This window comes from Brachybacterium rhamnosum, assembly GCF_039526185.1.
GTDB lineage: Bacteria > Actinomycetota > Actinomycetes > Actinomycetales > Dermabacteraceae > Brachybacterium > Brachybacterium rhamnosum.
Genome location: NZ_BAAAIS010000003.1, coordinates 433,574 through 459,980, shown reverse-complemented (window position 1 = coordinate 459,980; position 26,407 = coordinate 433,574). Strand labels below are relative to the sequence as shown.

Here is a 26,407-nt window from a genome sequence, read left to right as displayed (position 1 = left end):
TGCGGGCGCGGGGGATTCTGGGGTCCGGTGGAATTCACGATCATCCATCCTGCGCCGCATAAGTTCACGGATCAACGTGAGAACCCTCGATGTGACCCGTTCCCCTGCATGCAGCCGCGTGCATGACTGTGCATCGTCGGGTGCGGCCACGGGTGCCCTGCGTCACCCTGGCCTGGGGCGACGGGCCCTGACCGGCCTCAGCGGGGGAGCGGCGCGAGCTCCGGGAGGTCGCGGATCCCGAAGCGATCGCGCAGCACGCGTCGCGCGGCGTGCCAGCCGCTCATCCCGTGCACCCCGGGACCGGGAGGCGTCGCCGCGGAGCACAGGTACCAGCCGTCGGCGCCCAGGCGGTACGGGTCCGCGGTCGCGGTGGGCCGCGCGATCATCGAGCGCATCGTCACGGCGCCCAGCGCGATGTCCCCGCCCACGAGGGACGGGTTGTGCGCGGCCATCTCCGAGGCCGGGACGCCGCGCGCGGCGACGACGAGGTCGCGCACCCCGGGCGCCATCGTCTCGAGCCGGCGCAGCACCAGCTCGGTGGGATCGGTCGGGTCCCCGTGCGGCACGTGGGCGTAGGCCCAGACGGGGCGCAGCCCGCCCACGGCCCGGGAGGGATCCGCGACGGCGGGGTCGCTCACGAGCACCATCGGCTCCTCGGGCATGCGGCCCGCGGCGACCTGCGTCTCGGCGCGCGCCATCTGGGCGCGGGTGCCGCCCACGTGCTGGGTCCCGGCGCGCCCCACCTCGGGATCGCGCCAGGGGATCGGCCCGGAGAGCACGAGGTCCACCTTCGCGGCGGCGTCCCCGTGCCGGAACCGTCGCAGGGAGCGCTCGAGCCGGCCGGGCAGGCGGTTCGCGAGGATCCCGGCCGCGGCGGGCGCCGTCGTGTCCAGCAGCACCGCTCGCGCGGGCGGCACGTCCCTCCAGGTGCGCACCCGCTCGCCGGTCCGCACCTGCCCGCCGTGCGCGCGCAGGTCCGCGAGCAAAGCGTCGGCGATGGCCTGGGAGCCGCCCACGGGGACGGGCCAGCCGCCCGCGTGGCCCAGCGAGGCGAGCAGGAGGGAGGTCGCGGCAGGGGCGAGACCGGGCAGCGGCCCGATCGCGTGGGCGGCGACCCCGGCGAGGAGGGCCCGGCCGCGCTCGGTGCGCAGCGGCCGGTCCCAGAGCGGGGTGCCCTGGAGCCCGAGGAGCGCGCCGAACCGGGCCGCCGTGACCACGCCGCCGGGGGAGAGCAGGGAGGGCGGGACGGAGCGCTTGTCCCCGAGCGCGAGATCGACGACGGTCCCTGCGTGGGCGGCCAGCGCGCCGACGCTCCTGCCCCAGGCGGGGCCGTCCGCCCCGAGCCCCTCGACGGTGCGGTCGAGGTCGTGCCAGGCGACGGCCGAGCGCTCCGTCCCGATCACCTGGGCGTAGGAGGCCTCGGGGACGCGCAGGTCCACGCCGCGCGCGGGGAGGTCGAAGCGCTGCAGGAAGGGGCTCGCGAGGGCGAGCGGGTGCACGGCGGAGCAGAGGTCGTGGCGGATGCCCGGTGCGAGACCGAGGTCCTCGGTGCGGGACCCGCCGCCGAGGGTGGAGGTCGCCTCGAGGACGAGCACCTCCAGCCCGGCGCGGGCGAGGGTGACGGCGGCGGCGAGGCCGTTGGGCCCGCTGCCGACGACGACGACGTCGTGCTCGTGCGGACGGGGCGCGGCGCTCATGGGCCCACGGTATCCGGGGTCGGCGCGCCGTGCGGGGACGGCGGTCCCACGGCACCGTCTGCTGGACAGCTGTTTTTCGTCACAGGATCTGCGCGTAATCTGGCGGGCATGGACAGAACGAGCACCGCGACCGCCGCCCCCGCCCCGCAGAAGCGCCCCCAGCGGGTGCAGGCGGTGCTCGAGGTGCAGGCCAAGACCAGGATCTCCCCGCGACTCCTGCGGATCCGCCTCGGCGGAGAGCAGTTCGGGCTCCTGCGTCGCAACGAGCACACCGACTCCTACGTGAAGCTGCTGCTCGCTGATCCCTCCTCCGGGCTGACCCCGCCCTACGACCTCGACGCGATCCGCGAGGCCGCCCCGGAGAAGCTCCCCGTGCGCCGCACCTACACGGTGCGCCGCTGGCACGATGCCGAGCAGGCCCTCGACCTCGACGTCGTCCTCCACGCCGAGGAGGACGCCGACGGCGGCACCCGGATCGCCGGCGTCGCCGCGCGCTGGGCGGACGAGGCGCTGCCCGGGGACCGCATCGCCCTCAGCGGGGCAGGCGGCGCCTACACGCCCGACCCCGATGCCGCCCGCCACCTCCTCCTCGGGGACCACGCGGCGCTCCCCGCCGTCGCCGCCGCCCTCGAGTCGCTGCCGGCGCACGCGACGGGCACCGCCCTGGTGCACCTCGACCACGCCGACGACGCGCTGGACATCCCGCACCCCGCCGGCGTCGAGCTGCGCTGGGTGGTGGGGGAGCGCGAGCAGCTGCTCTCCGAGGCCGCCACCCTCGACCTCTCCGACGTCAGCGGCCTGCAGGTGTTCTGCCACGCCGAGCGGGGCCTCACGAAGTCGCTGCGTCGCCTGCTCGTGTCCGAGCGGGGCGTCCCCAAGGAGCAGCTCTCGATCTCCGCGTACTGGGCGCTGGGACGGGTGGAGGACCAGTTCCAGGCGGAGAAGCGCGAGCCGATCGGCGCGATCGACTCCTGAGCCCCACGGTCCTCCCTCCCGCGGCGACCGCGGCTGGGAGGACCGCACCGGCAGGTGGCGAAACAGTTCTTCACGAACCTTCACCCCTGCCCCTCCCGTGCGCCACGGTGGACCCACAGCGAAGCACGGGAGGACACCATGAGCACAGCCGCGATCCACGCCGGGTGGCGAGCCGAGGACGCGCACCGCGCCGTCAACCCGCCCATCTACGCGACGAGCGCCTACGCGCACCCCGACCACGACTCGCTCAAGGACCTCTTCGCCCGCCGCACCGAGGGCTACGCCTACTCCCGCTCCGGCAACCCGACGACGGCCGTGCTCGAGGAGCGGATCTCCGCCCTCGAGGGCGGCACCGACGCGATCGCGGTGGCGAGCGGCCAGGCGGCGGTGACGATCGCGCTGTGCGCGCTGCTCGCCCCCGGCACCCACGTCGTCGCCTCGCAGCGCCTGTACGGAGGCACCACCGAGTTCCTCGACGACACGCTCGCCGATCTCGGTGTGCGCACGACCGTCGTGGACCCGTGGGACCTCGACGCCCTCGCCGGGGCGATCGAGGAGGACACCCGCGCGGTGCTCGTGGAGTCGATCGCCAACCCCGGGGGCGAGCTCGTCGACCTCCCCGCGATCGCCCGGATCGCCCACGAGCGGGACGTCCCCGTCGTCGTCGACTCGACGCTTGCGAGCCCCGCCCTGTACCGGCCCGGCGACCACGGGGCCGACGTCGTCGTCCACTCCGCCACGAAGTACCTCGCAGGGCACGGCACCACGCTCGCCGGGCTGATCGTCGACACGGGCCGGTTCGACCCGCGCCGATGTCCGGAGCGCTGGCCGCGCCTGACCACCCGCAACGCACGCTTCGGCGTGACCTTCGCCCGCGAGTACGAGCACGGACGCTCCGGGCTCCTCGCCTTCGCCCGCGCCAAGTACATGACCGACTTCGGGGCGACCCTGCCCGCCTCGAGCGCCCAGCAGGTGCTGCTCGGCATCGAGACCCTCGACCTGCGCATGCGGGCGATCAGCAGCACCGCGCGCACCCTCGCCGAGCGGCTCGACGCCGAGCCGGGCGTGCTCCGCGTCAACCACCCGCAGCTGCCCCACCGCGAGGACCGTGCGATCGCCGAGCGCGACTTCCCGCTCGGGACCGCGGGTGTGTTCTCTGTGGACCTGCCGGCGGGGGAGGCGGGCGCCCGCGCCTTCACCGACGCTCTCGAGCTGTGGACCATCGCCGTGAACATCGGCGACGTCCGCTCGCTCGTGTGCCATCCGGGCACCACCACGCACTCCCACCTCACCGAGGCCCAGCGGGGCATCTGCGGGGTCACCCCGGGCACCGTGCGCCTGAGCGCCGGGCTCGAGGACCTCGAGGACCTCTGGACGGATCTGCAGCGGGGCCTCGCCGCGGTGCGCCGCCTCGCCCCCGAGGTCACCGCTGCCGCGTCCGCCGCGACCGAGACCGCCGCCGTCTGAGCGCTCCCGCCGGTCCGTCGGCGCGCCGGCCGGCGTGAGCCCCGTCGCCCCGGGGAACACGATCGGGCCGACGCCGGTTGACCGCGTCATGAGCGCTCCCGCCAGCACCGCCCGCCCGGGCGAGGCCCGCGTCGTCGACGCGGTCGGGGTCGTCGACGCCGTCGTGATCGGGGCGGGCCAGGCCGGGCTCTCCGCGGTGCACCACCTCCTGCGCCGCGGCGCCCACGCCCCGGGAGCGCCGTCACCGATCGAGGGGGCGCCGCCCGGGGGACCGGGCGTCGTGGTCCTCGACGCCGAGGAGGGTCCCGGCGGAGCCTGGCGCCACCGCTGGGACGCGCTCACCATGGCGACGGTCAACGGGATCCGCGAGCTGCCGGGCATGCCGCCCGTCGAGCCCGTCCCCGAGGAGCCCGCGAGCCGCGCCGTCCCCGACTACTTCGCCCGCTTCGAAGGGCGGAACCCGCTGCCGATCCTGCGCCCCGTCCGCGTCACCCGCGTCGAGGACGACCGCACCTCACCCCCCGATCCGGCGACCGGACTGCCGCTGCTGCGCGTCCACGCCGAGCGGACCGACGGCGGGCCGGCCCCCGCGCCGCTGCGCACCCGCGCGGTGCTGAACGCGACCGGCACCTGGACCCGTCCCTTCGTCCCCGCCGTGCCCGGGGCGCGCGACTTCCGCGGCCGCACCCTCCACACGGCCGAGTACACCCGCGCCGAGGACCTCGCCGGCCTCCGCGTCGCGGTGGTCGGGGGTGGGATCAGCGCGCTCGGCTTCCTGCTGGACCTCGAAGGCGTCGCGGAGACCACCTGGTACACGCGGCGGGAGCCCGTGTTCCGCGACGAGCCCTTCACCGAGGAGGCGGGCCGGCTCGCCGTCGCCGGCGTGGCCGAGCGGGTCGAGGCCGGGCTCCCCGTGCGCAGCGTCGTCTCGGCGACCGGCCTCGCCTGGACACCCGCCCTGCGCGCCGCCGTCGACCGCGGCCTGCTGCACCGCCACGAGATGTTCACCCGGATCCTCCCCGACGGCGTCCTCGAGGCCGAGGGTCGACGGCGCGCCGTCGACGTCATCCTCTGGGCGACCGGCTTCCGCCACGAGCTGCGCCACCTACGACCCCTCCACCTCCACGGCCCCGCCGGCGGGATCCGGATGCAGGGGACCGCGGTCGCCGCTGATCCCCGCATCCACCTCCTCGGCTACGGTCCGAGCGCGTCGACGATCGGTGCGAACCGCGCCGGGCGCGCGGCGGTCACCGAGCTGCTGGTCACCCTCGCCGGCGACGCGCACAAAAAACCTGGCGGAAAGGCCCCGTCCCGGGAATAGTCCTTTGCGGGGCGTCGTTGCGATCTCCCGTAGCCGTCCCCGGCCGCGGTCAGCCCCGATCGCCCGGCCGCACCCGTGCCCGCCTCCTCCCCGGTGGCCGCCCCCCTTCCCGTCCGCCCCGAGCGGCCGTCACCCGCTGACGGCCGTCCGTTCCCATGCAGGAGACGCATGACCACCACCGACATCACCGCCGCGCGCGCCGCGCAACCGGAGATCGACCCGCAGGGCATGCGCGTCATCTGGCTGCTGCTGGTCGCCGCGTTCGTGGCGATCCTCAACGAGACCACGATGGGCATCGCGATCCCGCACCTCAACGCGGATCTGGGCCTGCCGCCGGAGCTCGGCCAGTGGCTCACGAGCGCCTTCATGCTCACGATGGCCGTGGTCATCCCGACCACCGGCTTCCTCCTGGTGCGCTTCACCACGCGCCAGGTGTTCCTCGCCGCGATCAGCGCGTTCACGCTCGGCACCCTCGTGAGCCTGCTCGCGACGGGCTTCCCGATGCTGCTCGGCGGGCGCGTGATCCAGGCCGTCGGCACCGGCGTCATGATGCCGCTGCTGATGACGACCATGATGAACGTCGTGCCCGCGCACATGCGCGGCCGCATGATGGGCCGCGTGGGCATGGTCATCTCGCTCGCCCCGGCAATCGGCCCCTCGCTCTCCGGCCTCGTGCTGGACACGCTCGGCTGGCGCTGGCTGTTCGGCATCGTCCTGCCGATCGCGATCATCGCCCTCCTGCTCGGCGCGAAGTGGATGACGAACCTCGGCGAGACCACGAAGGCCCCGATCGACGTGCTCTCCATCGTGCTCTCCGCCGGCGGCTTCGGCGGCATCGTGTACGGCCTGAGCCTGTTCGGCTCCCACTCCGCGGAGGGCTCCGCGACCGGGGTCATCCCGGGCACCACGGCGCAGACCTCCGGCGGGATCCTGCTGGCCCTCGGCATCGTGATCCTCGCGGGCTTCGCCTGGCGCCAGCTCACCCTGCAGCGCAAGGACGCGGCGCTCCTGGACCTGCGCGTGTTCCTCTCGCGGAACTTCACGATCTCCGTGGTCATCATGGCGGTCATCGCGATGGCCATGTTCGGCACGCTGACCCTGCTGCCGCAGTACCTGCAGAACGTCGCCGGGCTCGACGCGCTGCTGTCCGGGCTGATCCTCATGCCGGGCTCGATCCTCATGGGCCTGCTGGGCCCCGTCATGGGACGCATCTACGACGCGCACGGGCCGCGCACGCTGCTCGTGCCCGGCACGATCATGATCGCGGGATCGCTCTTCTACTACGCGACGGTGTCGGAGACGACCCCGTGGCCGGTGCTGATGATCGTGCAGTCGGTCATGAGCGTGGGCCTCGCGATGTCCTTCACGCCGCTGTTCTCCGCCTCGCTCGGCTCGCTCGTGCCGCGGCTGTACTCGCACGGCTCCGCCGCGCTGAACACGCTGCAGCAGGTGGGCGGCGCCGCCGGCGTCGCCGTGCTCATCGGCCTGTACTCGAGCATCCTCCACACGGGGGAGCAGGACGGCCTGGTGACCGCCGCGGCCGGCGCCCCCGGAGCGCGCGCCGCGTTCCTCGTGGCCGCCTTCATCGCGCTGCTCCCGGTGGTCCTCGCCTGGTTGGTCCGCAAGCCGGAGGAGACCGAGGACATTCCCGCCGGGGGCCACGGGCACTGAGCCTCACCTCCCGACCGGGCTTCCGCCCCGGTCCCTCGACGGCCGCGCACCCCTCCGGGTGCGCGGCCGTCGTGCTTCTCCGGTCAGAGGTCACGAATAGGTCACCGCCGACGGACCAACCTCCCGTGATGTGACTCACGACATACTCTCGCCAGACCCGGGCGCTCCCGTGCACCCGCGGACGACTGCGACGAAGGAGTCCCCATGACCAGGTCCCTCCCGCTCACCACCCGCCGTTCGGCCCTCGCCGTCGGCGGTCTCGCCGCCGCCGCGGCCGGACTCGCCGCCTGCAGCAGCGGCGGGGACTCCGGCTCCTCCGACGGCGGCGGCACGAGCATCGATCTCGAGGAGCGCGGCCCCATCACGCTCGCCCGTGGGAAGGACACCACCGGCGCGCTCGCGGACTTCCTCAGCCGTTGGAACGACGACCATCCCGACGAGCAGGTCACCCTCATCGAGCTGCCCGAGAGCGCGGACGACCAGCGCTCCCAGTTCATCTCCAACGCCCAGGCGAAGTCGGACTCCTACACCGTGCTCGGCCTCGACGTCGTGTGGACGGCGGAGTTCGCGGCGAACCAATGGGTCGTGGCCCTGCCCGAGGACACGTTCGACCTCGACGCCCTCATCCCCGCGACCGTCACCACCGGCACCTACTTCGACAAGCTCTATGCGGTCCCCTTCACCACCAACGCCCAGCTCCTGTTCTCGCGGAAAGACCTGCTCGAGGAGGCGGGGTACGACCAGCCGCCCGCGACCTTCGAGGAGATGTGGGAGATCGTCGCGAAGGTCCAGGAGAAGCATCCCGAGATCAACGGCTTCGGCTCCCAGTACGCGAAGTACGAGGGCCTCACCTGCCAGCTGACCGACGTCGTCGCCTCCGCGGGCGGCGAGATCTTCGACGCCGAGGGCGCCCCGCACGCCGACTCCGCCGAGGCCACCACCGCCCTGCAGACCCTTCGCGACGGGTTCGACCAGGGCCACATCCCCCAGGAGGCGCTCACCTACAAGGAGGAGGAGTCCCGGCAGGCCTTCCAGGACGGGAAGCTGATCTTCCTCCAGAACTGGCCGTACGTGTGGGACCACTTCCAGAACGACGACGGCTCCTCCCAGGTCGTCGACAAGGTCCAGGTCTCGCTCGTGCCGGCGGTCGCCGGGGAGGGGACCTCGACGATCGGCGGCGCGAACTACGCGATCAGCGCGTTCGCGAAGAACAAGGGCACCGCGGTGGACTTCATCGCCTTCATGACCGCGCTCGAGCAGCAGAAGGCCTGGATGATCGAGACCGCGACGCCCACGGCCACGGCCGCCGTCTACGAGGACGCCGAGGTCGCGAAGACCTTCGAGTTCCTCGACACGCTCAAGAGCGCGATCGACAAGGGCGTCAGCCGCCCCCAGGTGGTCAAGTACGGCGACGTCACCCAGGCCATCCAGGAGGCGGCGTACTCCTGCATCTCCGGTGAGGCGGAGGCCGCCGACGCCCTCGCCCAGCTGCAGGAGCAGCTCACGGGTCTCGTCGAGAGCTGAGCATGAGCACGCTCGCGCACCGGCGCCGGGCACGGGGCGACGGCCAGGAGGGCCTCGCAGGTCTCCTGCTCTCCCCGACGCTCCTGCTGCTCGCCCTCGTCGTCGGCTTCCCCCTCGTGCTGTCCGTGCGGCAGTCGCTGTTCCAGGGCGGGGACGAGATCGACCCGACCACCGGGATCATCCAGCAGGGCGACACCTTCGTGGGCCTGCAGAACTACCTCGACGCCTTCACCTCCTCCGGGGCGGGGGCGGGATTCTGGAACGCCTTCTGGAACACGACCCTCTTCACCGTGGTGGGCGTCGCGATCGAGACGGTGCTCGGTGTCGCGATGGCGCTGATCATGGCCCGCGCGCTCCGGGCGACCGGACTGATCCGCGCCTCGATCCTCGTGCCCTGGGCGATCCCGACCGTGGTCTCCGCCCTGATGTGGCAGCTGATCTTCGACGCGAACGGCATCGCCAACGAGATCATCGGGCAGCAGATCCTGTGGACCACCGAGGGACTCCAGGCGAAGGCCGCCGTGCTCATCGCGGACATCTGGAAGACGGCGCCCTACATCGGCCTGCTCACCCTCGCCGGTCTGCAGACCATCGACGAGCAGGTCTACGAGGCCGCGAAGGTGGACGGGGCGAACCGCTGGCAGACCTTCTGGCGGATCACGCTGCCGCTCGTGCGCCCCGTGCTCATGGTGGCCGTGCTGTTCCGCCTGCTCGACGCGATGCGCATGTTCGACCTGCCGTACGTGCTGCTGGGGAGGCTCCGCTCGGGGCAGACCCTCTCGATGCTCGCGGCGGACGCCGCCTCGAAGACCGACTTCGGCATGGCCTCCGCCTACGCCGTCGTCCTCTTCCTCTACATCTGCCTCGTCGCGGTGATCTTCGTCCGCGGCCTCGGGGCGGACGTCATCGGGGACGCCGACGGGCGCGCCCGTCGGGCACGACCGCGCCGCCTGCGCACGACCGCCGAAGGAGACCTGCCATGAGCACGACGACGACCTCCCCGCGCGACCAGGTCCCGGTCGGGGCCGACAGGGCGAGCGCGGCACGGCGGGGCCGACGCCTCGGCGCGATCGTGGTGGGGATCGGCATGGCGCTGATCCTCGTGTACTGCCTCGCCCCGTTCGTCTGGATGCTGATCTCCTCGCTGCGGCGGCCGAGCGACGGCCGCTCGACCGCGCTGATCCCGTGGCCGATCAGCGTGGAGAACTACCGGGCAGTCTTCGACCCCGCGAACCACTTCGGCAGGGCGCTCGGGAACTCGCTCGTCGTCGCCGGGGGCACGACCGTGCTCGTGCTGCTCCTCGCGACCCTCGGCGCCTATGCGCTGGCCCGGCTGAGCTTCCGCGGGAAGGTGCTCGTCATGTTCCTCGTGGTCGCGACGTCGATGTTCCCCGTCATCATCCTGGTGGTGCCGCTGCTGAAGCTCTTCACGGGCGGCTTCGACTGGTGGCCCTGGAGCTGGATCAACACCTACCAGGCGATGATCCTGCCGTCGATCTCCTTCGCGCTGCCGCTCGCGGTGTGGAACCTCAACGCCTTCTTCCGGCAGCTGCCCGTCGAGCTCGAGCAGGCGGCCATGGTGGACGGCACGACGCGGTTCGGGGCCTTCGTGCGGGTCATCCTGCCGCTCGCCGCACCGGGCATGTTCACCACGGCGATCATCACCTTCATCGCCGCCTGGAACGAGTTCCTCATCGCGCTGACGATGGTGAACCGCCCCGAGATGCAGACGGCGAACGTGGCGATCTCGAAGTTCACGGGCATCTCGCAGTTCGACACCCCCTACGGCACGAAGATGGCCGCCGGTGTGATCGTCACGGTGCCGCTGATCATCATGGTGCTCGCCTTCCAGCGCCGGATCATCGGCGGCCTCGCGGCGGGCAGCGTCAAGTGAGGGGCCGTCCCCGGCGGGGCAGCGCGCTCCACCGGGGACAGGTCAGCCGCGGCTCCTCGGGCGCATGGCCTTCTTCGCCCGCTGGTACCAGCCGGCGGTGGAGATCATGTTCGGCAGGCCGCCGCCCACGATCGCGCCGGCCGTCGCGCCGGTGAGGCGGTCGTTGCAGCGCTCGCAGAGGATCCTGCCCGTGTAGGTGCGGTGCGGGGTCCCGCGGATCTTGCTCCGGCACTGATCGCATCGCTGGCTCATGGGGCGATCGTCCCACGGCGCCGGGCCCGGGGCGAGTCGCGGATCCTGCTCAGCCCTCGCGGCGGAGAGCGTCGGCATAGTCGTCGAGCACGGCGAGGATGCCCGGATGGTGCCACACCCGGTTGCGGCGGGCGCCGGTGCGCTCCACGAGCACCCCGGCCTCGACCAGCTGGGTGATCGCGCGGTGCGCCGTCGGGTCCGCGACGCCGAGGGCGCCGCGCACGTAGGCGGCGTCGATCACCGGCTGGCCCACGAGCAGCGGCAGGAGGCGGTGCCCGGTCGCCTGGCGGCGCAGGCCCCGCAGCGCCTCCCGGGAGCGGGCGAGCTCGGCGCGCAGATCGCGCACGAGCACCCCTCCGGTCGTCGCCGCGTACCGGGCGGCGCCCGTGAACGCCTCGACCACCGGCCGGGCGTCTCCGTCGCGGAAGGCCGTGAGCGCCGCGGTGTAGCCGCCCACGTCCCGCAGCAGTCCCGCGGAGACCGGCGCGGTCACGGTGCGCAGGAGGCCGGTCCCGCGCAGCATGGCGTGCACGAGCGCCCGCCCGGTGCGGCCGTTGCCGTCGGTGAACGGGTGGATCGTCTCGAACTGGGCATGGGCGAGGGCCGCGTGCAGCAGGGGAGGCAGGTCCGTGCGGGCGACGAAGTCGAGCAGGTCCTCCATCGCCGCGGGCACGTCCTCGGCCTCGGGGGCGACGAAGCCCGCCCCGACCGGTGAGCTCGCGCTGCGCCCCACCCAGACGAGCTGCTCGCGCAGGCGGCCGGCGCCCCGGCCGCGGACGGCGTCGTCGCCCAGCGGGGCGCGGTGCATGTCGAGCACCGCCGCGAGGTCGAGGCGGTCGGCCAGGGCGAGCGCGGCCTCCATCGCGCGCACGTTCGCGACGACGAGGGCGGCGTTCGCGCTCGAGGACTCCCGCAGCTCCGCGAGCGCCAGCTGCCGGGCGCCGACGGTGAGGTCCTCGATCTGGGAGCTCGAGGCGGAATCCGTGCGCAGCAGGATCGCGCCCATGGGGCCGAGCACGGGCGCGTCCTCGCCGAGCGCGGCCGCGGTCTCGCGGTCCAGGCCGACGAGCGCGGCCTCGGCGTCGGCGACGTCGGCCGCGAGATCCGCCGGGAGGGGGAGCGGGAGCGAGGCGATCGGGGCCGGCAGCGCGGCACGGTAGGTGCCGGTGCCGGCCGCGCGGGCACGGCGGGAGAGCAGGCCGGAGTCCCGGACGGCCCAGCGTCCCTCGCGGTGGCCCAGCGGGGGGACCGCGAGCGGCGGAAGTGCAACCACGACGGCTCCTTGCTTACCGTTTCTCGGAAAGTGAAAGCAAGGAGCCGTCGGCGGTCCAGGAGGGGTCGGAGGACCTATCAGTCGGTGCCGAGGCGGTCGAGCTCCTCGTCCACGATCTTCGGGTCGAGCTTCGTGAAGATCGGTGTGGGCTTCGCGACCGGCCGGGCGGTGACGACCTCGCGGTGCCCCCACGCGGGGACGCCCGTGTAGTCGCCCGTGATGATCGGGTACGCCGGGCCGCCGTCGAGGTCCTCGACCTCCTGCAGCTGCGGCAGCGGCGCGATCTCCAGCTCCCCGCCCAGCGCCCGCTCCACCGCGTTCGCGGAGAAGGGCAGGAACGGCGCGAGCATCGTGTTGAGGTCCGTGACGGCCTGCGCGAGCACGTGCAGGACCGTGAGCAGGCGCGGGCGCTGCTCCTCGGCCTTGAGCTTGAAGGGCTCCGTCTCGGAGACGTAGCGGTTCGCCTCGCCCACCAGGCGCATGGCCTCGGCGATCGCGGCCCGCTGGCGGTGCGCGGCGATGAGCGAGCCCACCGTCTCGAAGCCCGCCTCGATCTGCTCGAGCAGCGCGCGGTCGATCTCCTCGAGCTTCCCGGCCTCCGGGATCTCGCCCACGTTCTTGGCGATCATCGCCGCGGTGCGGTTCACGAGGTTGCCCCAGCCGGCGACGAGCTCGTTGTTCGTGCGCGAGACGAACTCGGACCAGGTGAAGTCCGCGTCCTGGTTCTCGGGGCCGGCGGCGGAGATGAAGTAGCGCAGCGCGTCGGGCTGGTAGCGGGAGAGCACGTCGCGCACGTAGATGACGATGTTCTTCGAGCTCGAGAACTTCCGGCCCTCCATCGTGAGGAACTCGGAGGAGACCACCTCGGTGGGCAGGTTCAGCTCGCCGAACCGGCCCGGCTCGCCTCCGCGATCGCCCTTCCCGTTCTGGGCGAGCATCTCCGCCGGCCAGATCTGGGAGTGGAAGACGATGTTGTCCTTGCCCATGAAGTAGTAGGTGAGCGCCTCGGGATCGTTCCACCACTTCCGCCACGCGTCGGCGTCGCCGCTGCGCCGCGCCCACTCGATGGAGGCGGAGAGGTAGCCGATCACGGCGTCGAACCAGACGTACAGGCGCTTGGTGGGCTGGTCCTCCCAGCCCGGGACCGGGATGCCCCAATCGATGTCGCGGGTCATCGCGCGGGGGCGGATGTCCTTGAGGATGTTCTGGCTGAAGCGGATGACGTTGGGGCGCCACAGCCCGGTCGCCTCCCGCTCGTCGAGCCAGCGGCCCAGCTCGCCGGCGAGGGCGGGCAGGTCGAGGTACCAGTGCGTGGTCTCCACGAACTCCGGGGTCTCGCCGTTGATGCGGGAGACGGGGTCGATGAGATCCGTCGGGTCGAGCTGGTTGCCGCAGGTGTCGCACTGGTCGCCGCGCGCGCCCGGCGCCCCGCAGATCGGGCAGGTGCCCTCGATGTAGCGGTCCGGCAGCGTGCGCCCGGTCGACGGCGAGATCGCGCCGTGGCCCGTCTGCTCGATCATGTAGCCGTTGTCCCGCACGCTCACGAACATGTCCTGGACCACCTGGTAGTGGTTCCGGGTCGTGGTGCGGGTGAAGAGGTCGTAGGACAGGCCCAGCGCGACGAGGTCCTCGACGATCACGCGGTTGTTGCGGTCCGCGAGCTCGCGGGCGGTGACGCCCTCGGCGTCCGCCGCGACGAGGATCGGGGTCCCGTGCTCGTCCGTGCCGGAGACCATGAGCACGTCGTGGCCGGCCATCCGCATGTAGCGCGAGAAGACGTCGGAGGGGACGCCGAAGCCGGCGACGTGGCCGATGTGGCGGGGACCGTTGGCGTACGGCCAGGCGACCGCGGACAGGACTGTGCTCATGGGGACCGATTCTAGGGGAGGGCGGAGGCGCCGGGCGCCCCCGGCCGCGCAGGAGCCCCCCAGCTCCTCTCCCGGATCTGCGCCGGTCCCCACCGGCTCCTGTGCGGGAGGGTCCCCGGCCTCGCACGGGCCGTGGCGCGTGAGGATCAGCCGCGCGGGGGTCGGATCCGCGATCTCGACCCCCGCGGCCTCGTCCACGACGGGCGGGCGGCCGGCTGCGGTGGGGGCCGGATCAGTGGCGGTCATCGCTCCTCCTCGAGCAGCGCCCGCGGGCGGACTCCCGCCGGGCTCCGGGCCCCGTCGCGCACCGGGCGCGGGTCGGGGGAGGAGGAGCGGGCCCCCTCCGGATACGCTGGTGCGCATGAGCAACGAAGGACTCCAGGCCGCACAGCGGAAGATGGCCGACGCCGGCGTGGCGCAGACGGCGATCGACGTCTTCTCCCACTACTACGGTCAACTCGAGGAGGGCGTCACCGGGTCGATCCCCGAGGACACCATCGAGCCCTACCTCGACCCGCCCCGCCTCGAGGACGTGACCATCGACCCGGCGCAGGCGAAGAGCGCCTTCGACCAGCTCGTCGTCATCAACCTCAACGGCGGCCTCGGCACCTCGATGGGCATGGACCGCGCGAAGTCCCTGCTGCCCGTGCGGGACGGGAAGAGCTTCCTCGACCTCATCGTCGAGCAGGTCCTCGCGGCCCGCCGCGCCACCGGCTCCCGCCTGCCGCTCGTGTTCATGAACTCCTTCCGCACCCGCGAGGACACACTCGAGGTGCTCGCGAAGCACCCCGACCTCCCCGTGGGCGACCTACCGCTGGACTTCCTGCAGAACAAGGAGCCCAAGCTGACGGTGGACGGCCTCCAGCCCGTCACCTGGGACCCCGATCCCGATCTCGAGTGGTGCCCGCCCGGCCACGGCGACATCTACACCGCCCTGCAGACCTCCGGCCTGCTCCAGCAGCTGCTCGACGCCGGCTTCAAGTACGCCTCCGTCTCCAACTCCGACAACCTCGGCACCGTCCCGAGCCCGGTCCTCGCCGGCTGGTTCGCCTCGACCGGCGCCCCGTACGCCGCCGAGCTGTGCCGCCGCACCCCCGCGGACCGCAAGGGCGGCCACCTCGCCGTGCGCCGCTCCGACGGCCGGCTCATCCTGCGCGACACGGCGCAGACCCCGCCGGAGGAGATGGACTACTTCACCGACGAGCACCGCCACCCGTTCTTCCACACGAACAACCTGTGGTGGGACCTCGAGAAGCTCGACGCGATCCTCAAGGAGCGCGGCGGCGTCATGGGCCTCCCGCTCATCCGCAACGAGAAGACCGTCGACCCCGGCGACAAGACCTCGACGCCCGTCTACCAGATCGAGTCGGCGATGGGCGCCGCGATCGAGGTGTTCGACGGGGCGACCGCGATCGTCGTGGGCCGCGACCGCTTCCTCCCCGTGAAGGCGACGAGCGACCTGCTGCTCGTGCGCTCTGACGTCTACGACCTCGACGAGCGCCGCGCGCTCGTGCAGAAGGTCGACACGGTCCCCGGGGTGTCGCTGACCTCCGAGCCGTACAAGCTCATCGGCGACTTCGAGCTGCGCTTCCCCCAGGGCGTCCCCTCCCTCAAGGAGGCGACGAGCCTCGACGTGCAGGGCGACTGGACCTTCGGCGCCGACGTCTCCGTCGTGGGGGCGGCCGTGCTCGGCGAGGAGGGCGGGACCGTCCCCGAGGGCGCCCGCGTGGGCACCGAGGGCTGATCCCTTCCACCTCCCTCTGCTGCTGGACAGCGGGCCCCGGTCTCCTCGAGGACCGGGGCCCGCTCCGCGTCCTGCCCCCGTGTGACAGGTACTGCCGGTCCCCGGAACGCCAGGGACTCCCACGCGCTCCCGGGGGGTGGTCGGATGGGATCCGACCACCGACGAAGGAGCAGCACATGACCGCACCGATCCCCGATCTCGTCCTGAACAACGGCGTGACCATGCCGCCGATCGGACTGGGCGTCTTCCAGAGCCCGCCCGAGGAGACCGCCGCCGCGGTCGACACGGCGCTGCGCGCCGGCTACCGCCACATCGACACCGCCGCCGCCTACGGCAACGAGCGCGAGGTGGGCGAGGGCCTGCGCCGCTCGGGCGTGGCCCGCGAGGACGTGTTCCTCGAGACCAAGGTGTGGGTGAGCGACTACGGCTACGACCAGACCCTCCACGCCTTCGACAAGGCGACGGGCAAGCTCGGCGTCGAGACCCTCGACCTGCTGATCCTCCACCAGCCGATCCCCACCCGCTTCGAGCGCACCCGTGAGGCGTACCGGGCGCTCGAGACACTGCTCGCCGACGGCAAGGTGCGCGCGATCGGCGTCAGCAACTTCATGCCCGGCCACCTCGACGCCCTGCTCGAGCAGGCCTCCGTCGTCCCGGCCGTCAACCAGGTCGAGCTGCACCCCTACTTCCAGCAGGCGGACGTGCAGGCGAAGGACGCCGAGCACGGCGTGCTCACCCAGGCCTGGTCGCCGATCGGCGGGATCACCTTCTACCCGGGCTGGGGCGAGGCCCGCCGCAGCGTGCTCGAGGACCCCACGATCGGGGAGATCGCCGCCGCGCACGGGGCGACCCCGGCGCAGGTCATGCTCCGCTGGCACCTCCAGCAGGGCCGCTCGGCGATCCCCAAGTCCGTCACGCCCTCGCGGATCCGCGAGAACCTCGAAGCGCTCGAGGTCGAGCTCGACGAGCAGGAGCTGGCCCGCCTCGACGCCCTCGAGACCGGCGTGCGCGGGGGCCCCGACCCCGAGACCCCGAGCGACGCCTACTTCGACATGGTGATCCCCGAGGGCCCGGAGGCCTGAGCCCCCGCCGTCGGGCCTCCTGCGGTTTCCGGACCGCGGGCGGCCCACGCCGCGAGCACGCGCAGGCCGTCCGCGGAGGGCGATCCCGGCGCCGCGGTGTAGACCAGGAGCCGCAGGTCGTCCTGCTCCGCGAGGTCCATCGCGAGGTAGTCGAGGTCCAGGTCGCCGACCACCGGATGGTGCAGGCGCTTGGAGCCCGCCCGGTGGAAGCGGACGTCGTGCCGCGCCCAGCGCACCGAGAACTCCGTGCTGCGCGTGGAGAGCTCGCCGATCAGGTCGCTGAGGTCCCGGTCGCCGGGGTGGCGCCCCGCCTCGATTCTGAGCATGCCGGTGACGTCGTCCGCGGAGCGCTCCCAGTCCCGGAAGAACGTGCGGGAGGCGGGGTCCAGGAACAGGAAGCGGGCCGTGTTGAGGGGACGGACGGGGCTCTCCATGAGCGGCGCGTAGAGGGCGTGTCCCAGCGCGTTCGCCGCGAGCACGTCGTGGCGGGCGTTGCGCACCCACGCGGGGGCGTCGGTGATCGCGTCGAGCACCTGCTGGACCACCGCGGGAACACAGCGCGCGGAGGAGGTCGAGCGGGGCGGGCGCGTGCCGACGTCGGCGCGCCGTGCGAGGTCCAGCAGGTGGTCGTGCTCCGCCTCGTCGAGCTGCAGCGCGCGGGCGAGCGCCTCGAGCACCGAGCCGGAGGCACCCGAGAGGTTCCCCCGCTCGAGGCGGATGTAGTAGTCCACGCTCATCCCCGCGAGCATCGCCACCTCCTCGCGGCGCAGCCCGGGCACCCGCCGATGGCCGCCGTACGCGGGCAGACCGGCCCGGTCCGGGGTGAGGCGGGCGCGGCGCGAGGTGAGGAAGTCGCGGACGTCGGACTGCAGGCTCATCCCACGAGCGTAGGTGCGCCTGCGGCGATCCGGGAGGTTCCGGCGGTACCACCCGGGCAGCGGCACCACCCGGGGCCCCGGGGCGGATCAGCTCAGGTGTCGCCAGGCCCTCCGGGGCAGCGTGGCGAGCGCGAGGATGCGCGCGAGACCCGCCTGGTCGAGGAGGTGCGTGCCCACGTCCGTCTACCGGGAGCCGGTGACGAGATCCGTCGCCGGGTCGCGGCGCGTGCGCCAGAGCCGCTCCGCGACGGCCTGCACGGTGCGGCGACCGCCCACCCGGGCGCCGAGCAGGGCCTCCGCGTGGAGCATGCCGGCGAGCAGGATCGCGGTGAACTGGAGCGGCTGCTCGTCGAGCGGGCCGCCCTCCTCGAGCGGGGAGCAGTGCTCCTCGATCGCGGCGACGAGATCGAGCGCGCGGTCGCGGTGGACCCGGTCCCCGGTGATCTCGTGGGCGAGGGCCTCCGTCGCGAGCGGCACGCCCTGGTTGCAGGCCCAGAAGGTGCGGTCGATCGTGCCGTCGAGCTTCACGTTGTCCCAGAACAGACCCTCGGGGGAGAGCAGCGCCCCGCGCGTCCAGTCGAGCCAGCGCAGGGCGTCCTCGAGCGCCGCGGCGTCCCCGGTCAGCTGGTGCACCCGCAGGGCCAGCTTCGCGGCGGGGACCGTGGAGACGGTGTTGCGGTCGTCGTTCCAGTCGGCCTGGGTCCACCAGATCCCTCCTGGCGAGGGGAGACCCGGGTCGGTCGCCTCCCCGGAGCGGAGCAGCTCGAGCAGCTCCACCGCTCGTTCGAGGTCGCCCGCGGCGCCGTCGGTGAGCAGGTGCTGCTCGATCTCCAGCAGCGCGATCCAGTCGTTGTCGTCGTCGAAGAAATCGCCGTTCGCACCCTGCTCGGAGTTCGTCGCGGCCGTGTACCCGGGCACTCCGGTGCTACCGCCCTCGGGGTACCAGTAGTGCTCCTGGGCGCGGATCAGCGCCGCGTCGGCCTCCTCGACGGCGCTCGCGTCGCCGGCGTCCGGGCCGCCCGCGTCGAGCCCGGCGAGCAGCTCGGTCACGGCGGCGCGGGCCTGGGACAGCGGCCAGACGTAGCAGAACTCCGGGTCGTCGGGCTGCCGGGGCACGCGTTCCTGGAGCATGTCGGGATCGCTCTCGGCGCGGAAGGCGCTAAGCATCGCGTCGGTCACGGCGAGGGCGCGGCGTCGGCGCTCCGCGGGGCCGGGGGACGGCGCCGCGTGGGCGATCGCGGCGGAGCCGAGGACGGGCGCCGCGACGGCGCCCGCCGCCGCGGCGAGCAGGAGCGGGCGCCGGGCCGGGCCGGGAGCTCGTCCGGCGGCGTCGGTGGACAGGGGGAGCGCCGTGGGGCGGAGGGGGACCTGCAGGGACGTGGGGGCACCTCGATGTGCGACCGAGGACAGGTCCCGGAACCCTACCCGCGTCCTCCCGCCACGTCCCGGGAACCGGGGATCCGGCTCCCCGGAGGGACCGTGCACCCCGGCGCCGCCCCACCGGGGGAGGCGGGCCTACAGCTCGCCGCGCTCCCAGCCCCGGCCGCCCGTGAGGTCCAGCGGATGCGGCAGCGGGTTGCCGTAGCGGTGGGCCGTCGCGCTGATCGCCTGCTCGCGCAGGAAGGGCAGCAGCTCGACGCGGCCGCTCGCGAGCACGGGGCCGGTGAACAGGCCCACCTCGACCCGCTCGGCGTGCGCCGCGCGCAGCGCGTCGTCGACCTCGCCGATGACCCGCACCCGGTGCTGGTCCAGCATGGCGATCCGGCCCGCGAACGCGGCCGCGTCCTCGACGCGCACCGCCCCGGGCTCCTGCCCGGCGGCGACGGCGACCGCGAGGAGCGCCGGGTCCGCGAGGGAGACCTCGACCGGGGCGCCCGCCGTCGCGGCCGCGTGCAGCACCCGCTCGATCTCCGCCGCGCTCGTCCCCGCGGCTCCGCGCACGAGCACCGGCAGCGGCAGGTGGCGCAGCACGTTGATCTCCCCGTGGAGGTCCTGCACGTCCCGCGGGGCGAGCAGCCCGGCGAGGTGATCGCGGTCCGAGGCCTTCGCCGCCTCGAGCCAGGCCGCCGGGTCCTGCTCCCGCGAGGGCACGGCGGGGGAGTCGGCGAGGTCCTGGAGATGGACGAGGTAGTGCGGGCCACCGGCCTTCGAGGTCTGGCCGATCGCCGAGCGCTTCCACCCGCCGAAGGGCTGGCGCTGCACGATCGCGCCCGTGATGCCGCGGTTGATGTAGAGGTTCCCGGCCTCGACGTGCTCGGTCCACCAGGCGATCTCCGCGGGGTCCAGGGAGTGCAGGCCCGCGGTGAGGCCGTAGTCGGTGCCGTTCTGGATGCGGACGGCGTCCTCGAGGGTGTCGGCGTGGATGACGCCCAGCACTGGGCCGAAGTACTCCGTGAGGTGGAAGGCGGAGCCCTCCCGGACGCCGACGCGCACGCCCGGGGACCAGAGCCGGCCGGAGTCGTCCAGCTGCCGGGGCTCCGCGAGCCAGGACTCGCCCTCGCCGAGCTCGGTGAGGCCGGAGAGCAGCTTCTCGCCGGGCGGCTCGATGATCGGTCCCATCTGCACGGTGGGGTCGAGCGGCTCGCCCACGTGCAGGGAGAGCACGGCGTCGGCGAGCTGCGCGTTGAAGCGCCGCGAGCGGGAGACGGAGCCGACGGTGATCACGAGGCTCGCCGCGGAGCACTTCTGGCCCGCGTGTCCGAAGGCGGAGTCGGCGACGTCCTTCGCGGCGAGATCGAGATCCGCCTGCGGCGTCACGATGATCGCGTTCTTGCCGCTCGTCTCCGCGAGCACCCGGAGCGACGGGCGCCACGAGGAGAACAGGCTCGCCGTGTCGTAGGCGCCGGTGAGGATCAGCTGGTCGATCCGGGGATCCGTGATGAGCGCGCGGCCCACCTCGTCCTCCGGGACGTCGATCAGGGTGAGCACGTGCTCGGGGATCCCGGCCTGGTGGAGCAGCGCCCCGATCAGGGCGCCGGTGCGCCGTGCCTGCGGGGCGGGCTTCATGATCACGGCGCTGCCGGTGACGAGGGCGGCGAGGGTGCCGCCGGTCGGGATCGCGAGCGGGAAGTTCCAGGGCGGTGTGACGAGGGTCAGCGGGCGCGGGGCGAGGGACAGCTCGCCGTGGCGCTCGAGGCGCTCCGCCTGCTCGGCGTAGTAGAGGGCGAAGTCGATCGCCTCGCTCACCTCTGCGTCGCCCTGGGCGAGGGTCTTGCCGGTCTCCGAGGCCATCACCTCGAGCAGCTCGGCGCGGTGGGCGGCGAGCACGCGGGCGGCGCGCCGCAGCAGCAGCGCCCGCTTCTCGGTGCCGAGGGCGGCCCAGGACCGCTGCGCCTCGAGCGCCGCGGTGATCGCCGCGTCCACGCCCTCGAGGGTGTCCACGCGCGCCGCCTCGGCCTCGTCGGTCCCCAGGGTCGAGCAGCGGATCCGGTGGGTGATCTGGCCGGCCCACAGGTGATTGGCGCGCACGGAGACGTCGGTGTCGGGGGTGTTGCGGAAGCGTCCCGGCACCGTGGGCAGGGCGGGGTCGCCCAGCTCGGGGCCGCCGTCGAGCGGCTCCTCGCGGCGGTCCTGGGTGCGGTGGGTGTCGACGGAGACCTCGCGCAGCGCCCGCACGAGCGAGCGGGAGAAGCGCTCCTCCTCGCGCGCGTACAGCTCCTCGGAGCGGTCCAGCTCGAAGAGGGCGGACATGAAGTTCTCGGGGGAGGCGTTCTCCTCGAGCCGGCGCACGAGGTAGGAGACGGCGACGTCGAAGTGCTGGGGGTGGACGACGGGGACGTACAGCCGCATGCTGCCCACCGCCTCGCCGACGACGGCCTGGTGGCCGGGGGCCATGCCCGCGAGCATCTCGAACTCGACGCCGCCCTCGCCGCCGCCGGGGATGCCGCGCTCGGTCATGAGCAGGTGGGCCAGCGCGATGTCGAAGAGGTTGTGGCCGGCGACGCCGAGCCGCACCGCCGCGAGCTCCTCGGGGCGCAGGCAGTCCAGCAGCATCCGCACGTACTGGGCGTCGGTCTCCTCCTTGGTGAGCAGGGGCGCCTGCTGCCAGCCGTGGAGGGACGCCTCGACCTTCTCCATGGCGAGGTTGGCGCCCTTGACCAGGCGCACCTTGATCGGCTCGCCCCCGGCGGCGACCCGGCGGCGGGCGAAGACGCGCAGCCGCTCCATGGCGCGCGGAGCGTCCGGCAGGTAGGCCTGGAGGACGATCCCGGCGGGGAGGTGGGCGAGCTCGGGCCGGTCCAGCAGCTTCTCGAAGACCTGCAGGGTCAGCTCGAGGTCGCGGTACTCCTCCATGTCCATGTTGAGGAAGGTGGGGTGCTCGGAGCGGGCGGACTCGAGGTACAGCGGGAGCAACGTCTCGACGATGTGGTCGACGGTCTCCGCGGCGGCCCACAGGGGCAGGTGGTCGACGATCGAGGAGACCTTGATGGACACGTAGTCCACGTCGGGGCGGGCGACGAGCTCGTGCACCCCGGCGAGCCGGCGCGCGGCCTCCTGGGCGCCGAGCACGGCCTCGCCGAGGAGGTTGATGTTCAGCGTCGTGCCGTCCGCGGTGAGACGGGCGATCGAGGCGGTGAGCGGGGCGGGCCGGGCGTCGAGGATGAGATGGGAGACCATCTGGCGCATGACCCGCTGTGCGGTGGGGACGACGAGCTGCGGAGCGAGCCGCGAGGCCGCGCCGCCGAGGCCGAGCACGCGCCGCAGCGGCGCGGGCAGGAAGCGCGGCGGGTCCTGGGCGAGACGCCGCAGCTCCACGGCGGCGGCGCGGGGATCCTCGGGGCGGATCACGCGGTCCACGAAGGCGAGCGTGAAGTCCAGGCCCTTCGGGTCCCGCAGCAGCCCCGTGAGGAGCTGCGAGGAGGAAGGCACGGGCCGTGTCGCGGCCTCGGAGACCCAGGCCCTGACCTGGGCGGTGACCTCCTGCGGGGTGAGGCTGGTGGGACGGGGGGTCTCGCGCTGAGGGGAGGACGAGGACAACGTGCACTGCTCCTTGGGTCGCCGGATCCCCGGCGGGGGTGGTGGGCCGCGGGGCGACGCTGCCCCGCCTCTTGCATCGTAGGGCCTCGGGCAGGACCGCATCGACGATCCTGCTGCCCTGCGCGACCGACCGGTCGGCGACGGGTCCGCGTTGATCGGAACGTGACACGGTGACCGGATTCCGGCATGCTCGACGTGTCCCACGTCGCATCCGGCGTGCCGTCCGACGAAGGAGATCATCGTGAAGAAGTTCGTGTTCCTGGCCGGTCTCGCGATCGGCGTGGTGGTCGGCTCCCGCCTGGGCCGCGGTCCCTACGAGTCCCTCGAGCGCACCGCGAAGCAGGTCGCCGGGGATCCCGAGGTGCAGCGCCGGGCCGGTCAGGCCAAGGAGGCCGCGGGCAAGGTCGCGCACGACGCCGCGGAGACCGTCAAGGCCAAGGCGCCCGAGGTGGCCTCGGCCGCGAGCGGCGCCGTCTCCGGTGCCGCGAGCGCCGCGAAGGAGAAGGTCTCCGGCTCCTCCGACGACGCGGCCGACGCCACCGTCGCCGAGGACTCCACCGCGGCCGCCGGCGGCGACGCCGAGGTCGGCGAGGACCGTCCGCTGAGCTCCTGATCGCACGTGCTCGCGAGGTGGTGCGGCCCTGAGCGTCCTCGCTCCTCGCAGCGGTGAGCAGATGGCCCCCGTCCCTGAGGGACGGGGGCCATCTGCTGCCGTCGTCCCGCTCGACGGTGCGGAGCGCTCAGCCCAGGACGTGCACCCCGGCCCGCTCCTGCTCCTCCATGAAGCAGGGCCCGCACAGCGACACGTAGGTGACCGCCCCGGTCGCGCCGTCGGCGCCCTCGTCGATGGCGACCTGCTCGCCCTCGAAGACGAAGCGGCCGTCCACGGTGCGGGTGTTGAACTCGGCCTGGGAGCCGCAGCGGCACATGGTCGGCAGCTTCTCGACGTTGTCGGCGAGCTCGAGCAGCCGCTGGGCACCGGGGAACGCGGCGGTGCGGAAGTCGGTGCGCAGCCCGTAGCAGATCACCGAGATCGACTCCGCCTTCGCGAGGCGCAGCAGCTGGTCGATCTGCGCGGGCTCGAGGAACTGCGACTCGTCGACGAGGACGGCGTGCAGCGGCCGACGGTCCAGGGCGTCCGCCGCGTCGAGGATGTGCCGGCGCAGGTCCTCGCCGGGGGTCGCGAGGACGTCGACCCGGCGCTTCGCGCCGCCGCGCGCGACCACCCAGTCCTCGCCCTTGGTGTCGAGCGCGGGCTTCACGGTGATCGTGGCGAGGCCGCGCTCGTCGTAGTTGTAGGCGGTCTTGATGAGGGTGTCGGACTTCCCGGAGTTCATCGCTCCGTACTTGAAGTGCAGCTTCGCCATGCGGGGTGGTCGCTCCGGTGTCGGGGTGTCGGAAAGGGGCTCCGTGAGGGGGCGGCGCTCAGAACTGGTCCATGACCGCGGGCCGGGGCCCGGCGAGCAGCGCATCGAGCAGGGTACGGGCCGCCGGGTCCGCCTGCACGCCGAGGCCCAGCCGCTCGGCGTCGGCCAGGGAGCGGCCGCCGATCAGCAGGAGCGACGCCGCATGGACGTCCAGGCGCACCGCGGGGAGGTCCTGCGCGCCGTCGGTCGCACCGGAGTCCGGGAGCGGGACCGGTCGCACGGCGCCGTCCGCGATCTCCACGCGCCACGCACCGGCCGCGGCCGTCGTGCCCGCAGGCAGCGCGGCATCGTCCACCTCGAGGCGCAGCGCGCCCTGCAGCCCCGCCGGGGCGGGCCGCGCGGTGAGCGCGGCGGCCGTGTCCGTCACGCGCACCATGACCAGCGGCATCACCTGCGGGTCGTGGCGGGCGCGGCCCCCGGGGAGGGCGTCGAGCACCGGGTCCTCCACGCGGAGGCGCAGCCGCAGCGTCTCGGTGACCGTGGACCAGGTGCCGAGCGAGCGCAGCAGCTCGCGACGGTCCTCGCGGCTGCGACCCAGCAGCTCATGCACCTCGAGCCCCACGCCGTCATCCCCACCCGTGCGGGTGAAGGAGACGTAGCCGTGGGCGGTGCCCGCCCCGTCCTCGAGCAGAAGCGCGTGCCAGGGCTCGGCGGGGAGCTCGGTCCCGAACAGCGGCCCCTCCCGCGTGAGCATGCCGTTGTCCCCGGCGGTGAGCTCCCGGTACAGGGCACGCACCCGCTCGAAGGACCCGGCGGTGACGGGCACCGTGCGACGGTCCGGGACCGGGCGCAGCCGCTGGAGGTCCAGCAGGGGCACGCGCAGGAACCCCACCTCGGTGACGACCTGATAGCCGAGGGCCCGGTAGATCGCGACGTTCGCCGGGTAGAGCATCGAGAAGGCCATGCCCTCATGCGTGCAGCGCGCGAGCACCGCGGTCATGAGCTCCCGGAACAGGCCTCCCGCCCGATGCGCCGGGTGGACGGCGACCCCACCGATCCCGCCGCAGGCGACCGTGCCGCCGGCGAGGGTCACGCGGTCCTCGCGGATCTGCGCGCCCGCGGCGAGCACGCCCTCGGCGCCGCCGGGCAGGGACGTCGAGTCGATGCCCATCGGGATGAGCCCGGGGGAGAAGGGCCTGCCCGGGTCCTCCCCGGCGCTCCCGCCGAAGGCGAGCGCGCTGAGACGGCGGTAGGCGGCGGCGTCGGAGGTCGTGAGCTCTCGAACGGGCATGGTGCGAGTCTAGGTGGGCTCCCGCTGCGCCCAGGGGAGCCGTTGCATACTTGTCGCGGCCGCGCTCGTGCCCGGCCAGGAGGAGGTCCCGTGAACCAGCGCAGCGAGCAGGGGTCGCGCCCCGCGCCCCGCAAGCCCATCACCCGCCCGAGCACCGCGCACCGCTCGGGACGCGAGGCCCTGCACCGTCGGCTCTCCGCCGGTGACCCGCGCAGCGACCAGGATCCCGCGCGCCGGATCCCCGTGGGCCTGTCGACCTCGTGCGTCTTCCCCTCCGGGGTCGAGGAGGCCTTCCGGCTCGGCCAGCTCATCGGGTACGACGGCGTCGAGGTGATGGTCTCCTACCCCAAGGACAGCCAGGACGTCGCCGAGCTGCGCGGCTACTCGCGCCTCTACGAGCAGCCGATCATGTCCCTCCATGCGCCCACCCTGTTCTTCCTGCAGGGCCTGTGGGGCCGGGACCCGTGGGTGAAGATCGAGCGCACGGTGCAGATGGCCGTCGACCTCGAGGTCCCCACGGTCGTCGCGCACCCGCCGTTCCGCTGGCAGGGGAAGTACGCCCACGGCTTCGTCGACGGCGTCGCCGAGCTCGAGGAGCGCTACGGCGTCGCGATCGCCGTGGAGAACATGTACCCGTGGCGGCTCGGGGTGCGCGAGGTGCTCACCTACCTCCCCGACCACGACCCCACGGACGAGGACTACGAGCACGTCACGGTGGACCTCTCGCACGCCGCGACCGCGGGGGACGACGCCCTGGCGATGATCGACCGCCTCGGCGACCGGCTCACCCACCTCCACCTCGCGGACGGCTCCGGCTCCACCACGAAGGACGAGCACCTGCCGCCGGGGGAGGGCAACCAGCCCTGCGCCGAGGTGCTGCGACGGCTCGCGAACACGGGCTGGGGCGGCTCCGTGCTGCTCGAGGTCAACACCCGTGGGGCGGGCGGGGCCGAGGGCCGCGAGCGGATCCTCCGCCAGTGCCTCTCCTTCGCACGTCACCACCTGGGCCACCACCTCGACGAGCCGGGGGAGACCACCGCTCCCTGACGTGGGATCCGACACCCCACGGCCCACTGCCAGGTGCCGGTGGGAGGATAGGGGCCATCTGCGCCCGATCCACCCGTGC

General features: G+C 73.4%; 20 protein-coding genes. 11 read left to right on the top strand and 9 right to left on the bottom strand.

Going from position 1 to position 26,407, the window contains the following annotated elements; all coding sequences use genetic code 11:
* Nucleotides 1-197 precede the first annotated feature (197 nt).
* The gene (locus ABD080_RS12190) at nucleotides 198-1,697 is read right to left on the bottom strand and encodes a phytoene desaturase family protein (RefSeq protein WP_343905248.1); all 1,500 of its coding nucleotides are present in this window, start codon (nucleotides 1,695-1,697) and stop codon (nucleotides 198-200) included.
* Between the two features lie 108 nt (nucleotides 1,698-1,805).
* On the opposite strand from ABD080_RS12190, the gene ABD080_RS12185 reads away from it, so the two are divergent.
* The 7 genes from ABD080_RS12185 to ABD080_RS12155 all read left to right on the top strand — a co-directional run bounded on the left by ABD080_RS12185 (nucleotide 1,806) and on the right by ABD080_RS12155 (nucleotide 10,549).
* Complete coding sequence (locus ABD080_RS12185) at nucleotides 1,806-2,672, top strand: siderophore-interacting protein (protein WP_137770653.1); 867 nt, start codon at nucleotides 1,806-1,808, stop codon at nucleotides 2,670-2,672.
* Nucleotides 2,673-2,810: 138 nt separating this feature from the next.
* Nucleotides 2,811-4,139: an O-acetylhomoserine aminocarboxypropyltransferase/cysteine synthase family protein gene (locus tag ABD080_RS12180; RefSeq protein ID WP_343905245.1), complete on the top strand. Its 1,329-nt coding sequence runs from the start codon at nucleotides 2,811-2,813 to the stop codon at nucleotides 4,137-4,139.
* Nucleotides 4,140-4,227: 88 nt separating this feature from the next.
* Nucleotides 4,228-5,460 carry an FAD-dependent oxidoreductase gene (locus tag ABD080_RS12175; RefSeq protein ID WP_343905243.1) on the top strand — a complete coding sequence of 411 codons (1,233 nt, stop codon included), beginning with the start codon at nucleotides 4,228-4,230 and terminating at the stop codon, nucleotides 5,458-5,460.
* Nucleotides 5,461-5,628: 168 nt separating this feature from the next.
* The gene (locus ABD080_RS12170; RefSeq protein ID WP_343905241.1) at nucleotides 5,629-7,131 is read left to right on the top strand and encodes an MDR family MFS transporter; all 1,503 of its coding nucleotides are present in this window, start codon (nucleotides 5,629-5,631) and stop codon (nucleotides 7,129-7,131) included.
* A 204-nt stretch (nucleotides 7,132-7,335) separates the two neighbouring features.
* Nucleotides 7,336-8,655 (top strand): ABC transporter substrate-binding protein, encoded by a 1,320-nt coding sequence (locus ABD080_RS12165; protein ID WP_137770657.1) that lies wholly within the window; start codon nucleotides 7,336-7,338, stop codon nucleotides 8,653-8,655.
* Nucleotides 8,656-8,657: 2 nt separating this feature from the next.
* The gene (locus ABD080_RS12160) at nucleotides 8,658-9,638 is read left to right on the top strand and encodes a carbohydrate ABC transporter permease (RefSeq protein WP_137770658.1); all 981 of its coding nucleotides are present in this window, start codon (nucleotides 8,658-8,660) and stop codon (nucleotides 9,636-9,638) included.
* The gene (locus ABD080_RS12155) at nucleotides 9,635-10,549 is read left to right on the top strand and encodes a carbohydrate ABC transporter permease (RefSeq protein WP_137770659.1); all 915 of its coding nucleotides are present in this window, start codon (nucleotides 9,635-9,637) and stop codon (nucleotides 10,547-10,549) included. The genes ABD080_RS12160 and ABD080_RS12155 overlap by 4 nt, the downstream gene beginning before the upstream one ends.
* A gap of 42 nt (nucleotides 10,550-10,591) precedes the next feature.
* Here the strand turns inward: ABD080_RS12155 and ABD080_RS12150 are convergent, their stop codons facing one another.
* From ABD080_RS12150 to metG, 3 genes are all read right to left on the bottom strand, one after another.
* Entirely contained in the window at nucleotides 10,592-10,801 is a 210-nt protein-coding gene (locus ABD080_RS12150; protein ID WP_343905237.1) for a hypothetical protein, read from the bottom strand.
* Between the two features lie 49 nt (nucleotides 10,802-10,850).
* Nucleotides 10,851-12,074 (bottom strand): Fic family protein, encoded by a 1,224-nt coding sequence (locus ABD080_RS12145; RefSeq protein WP_343905235.1) that lies wholly within the window; start codon nucleotides 12,072-12,074, stop codon nucleotides 10,851-10,853.
* Between the two features lie 77 nt (nucleotides 12,075-12,151).
* Nucleotides 12,152-13,942, bottom strand: a complete 1,791-nt coding sequence (gene metG, locus ABD080_RS12140; RefSeq protein WP_343905233.1) for a methionine--tRNA ligase — start codon at nucleotides 13,940-13,942, stop codon at nucleotides 12,152-12,154.
* 361 nt (nucleotides 13,943-14,303) lie between these two features.
* On the opposite strand from metG, the gene ABD080_RS12135 reads away from it, so the two are divergent.
* Together ABD080_RS12135 and ABD080_RS12130 are read left to right on the top strand one after the other, a co-directional pair.
* Nucleotides 14,304-15,686, top strand: a complete 1,383-nt coding sequence (locus ABD080_RS12135; RefSeq protein WP_343905231.1) for a UTP--glucose-1-phosphate uridylyltransferase — start codon at nucleotides 14,304-14,306, stop codon at nucleotides 15,684-15,686.
* A gap of 176 nt (nucleotides 15,687-15,862) precedes the next feature.
* The gene (locus ABD080_RS12130) at nucleotides 15,863-16,768 is read left to right on the top strand and encodes an aldo/keto reductase (protein ID WP_343905229.1); all 906 of its coding nucleotides are present in this window, start codon (nucleotides 15,863-15,865) and stop codon (nucleotides 16,766-16,768) included.
* Here the strand turns inward: ABD080_RS12130 and ABD080_RS12125 are convergent.
* The 3 genes from ABD080_RS12125 to ABD080_RS12115 form a co-directional block, all read right to left on the bottom strand.
* On the bottom strand, nucleotides 16,729-17,646 hold the full coding sequence (locus tag ABD080_RS12125) for a helix-turn-helix transcriptional regulator (RefSeq protein ID WP_343905227.1): 918 nt from the start codon (nucleotides 17,644-17,646) through the stop codon (nucleotides 16,729-16,731). The two genes, ABD080_RS12130 and ABD080_RS12125, sit on opposite strands and share 40 nt — an antisense overlap.
* Nucleotides 17,647-17,829: 183 nt before the next feature.
* Entirely contained in the window at nucleotides 17,830-18,777 is a 948-nt protein-coding gene (locus ABD080_RS12120) for a glycoside hydrolase family 76 protein (protein ID WP_343905225.1), read from the bottom strand.
* Nucleotides 18,778-19,161: 384 nt separating this feature from the next.
* The gene (locus tag ABD080_RS12115; RefSeq protein ID WP_343905223.1) at nucleotides 19,162-22,623 is read right to left on the bottom strand and encodes a bifunctional proline dehydrogenase/L-glutamate gamma-semialdehyde dehydrogenase; all 3,462 of its coding nucleotides are present in this window, start codon (nucleotides 22,621-22,623) and stop codon (nucleotides 19,162-19,164) included.
* A 241-nt stretch (nucleotides 22,624-22,864) separates the two neighbouring features.
* Here ABD080_RS12115 and ABD080_RS12110 point away from each other — a divergent pair, with 241 nt between their 5' ends.
* The gene (locus ABD080_RS12110; protein WP_137770667.1) at nucleotides 22,865-23,236 is read left to right on the top strand and encodes a hypothetical protein; all 372 of its coding nucleotides are present in this window, start codon (nucleotides 22,865-22,867) and stop codon (nucleotides 23,234-23,236) included.
* 127 nt (nucleotides 23,237-23,363) lie between these two features.
* Here ABD080_RS12110 and ABD080_RS12105 read toward each other — a convergent pair whose 3' ends face one another.
* Both ABD080_RS12105 and ABD080_RS12100 read right to left on the bottom strand, forming a co-directional pair.
* Nucleotides 23,364-23,990, bottom strand: coding sequence for a thymidine kinase (locus ABD080_RS12105; RefSeq protein ID WP_137770668.1), 627 nt, complete (start codon nucleotides 23,988-23,990; stop codon nucleotides 23,364-23,366).
* Between the two features lie 58 nt (nucleotides 23,991-24,048).
* Entirely contained in the window at nucleotides 24,049-25,281 is a 1,233-nt protein-coding gene (locus ABD080_RS12100) for a GNAT family N-acetyltransferase (RefSeq protein WP_343905219.1), read from the bottom strand.
* A 90-nt stretch (nucleotides 25,282-25,371) separates the two neighbouring features.
* Between ABD080_RS12100 and ABD080_RS12095 the strand changes: the two genes are divergently transcribed.
* Nucleotides 25,372-26,328: a sugar phosphate isomerase/epimerase family protein gene (locus tag ABD080_RS12095; RefSeq protein ID WP_137770670.1), complete on the top strand. Its 957-nt coding sequence runs from the start codon at nucleotides 25,372-25,374 to the stop codon at nucleotides 26,326-26,328.
* Nucleotides 26,329-26,407: the final 79 nt, after the last annotated feature.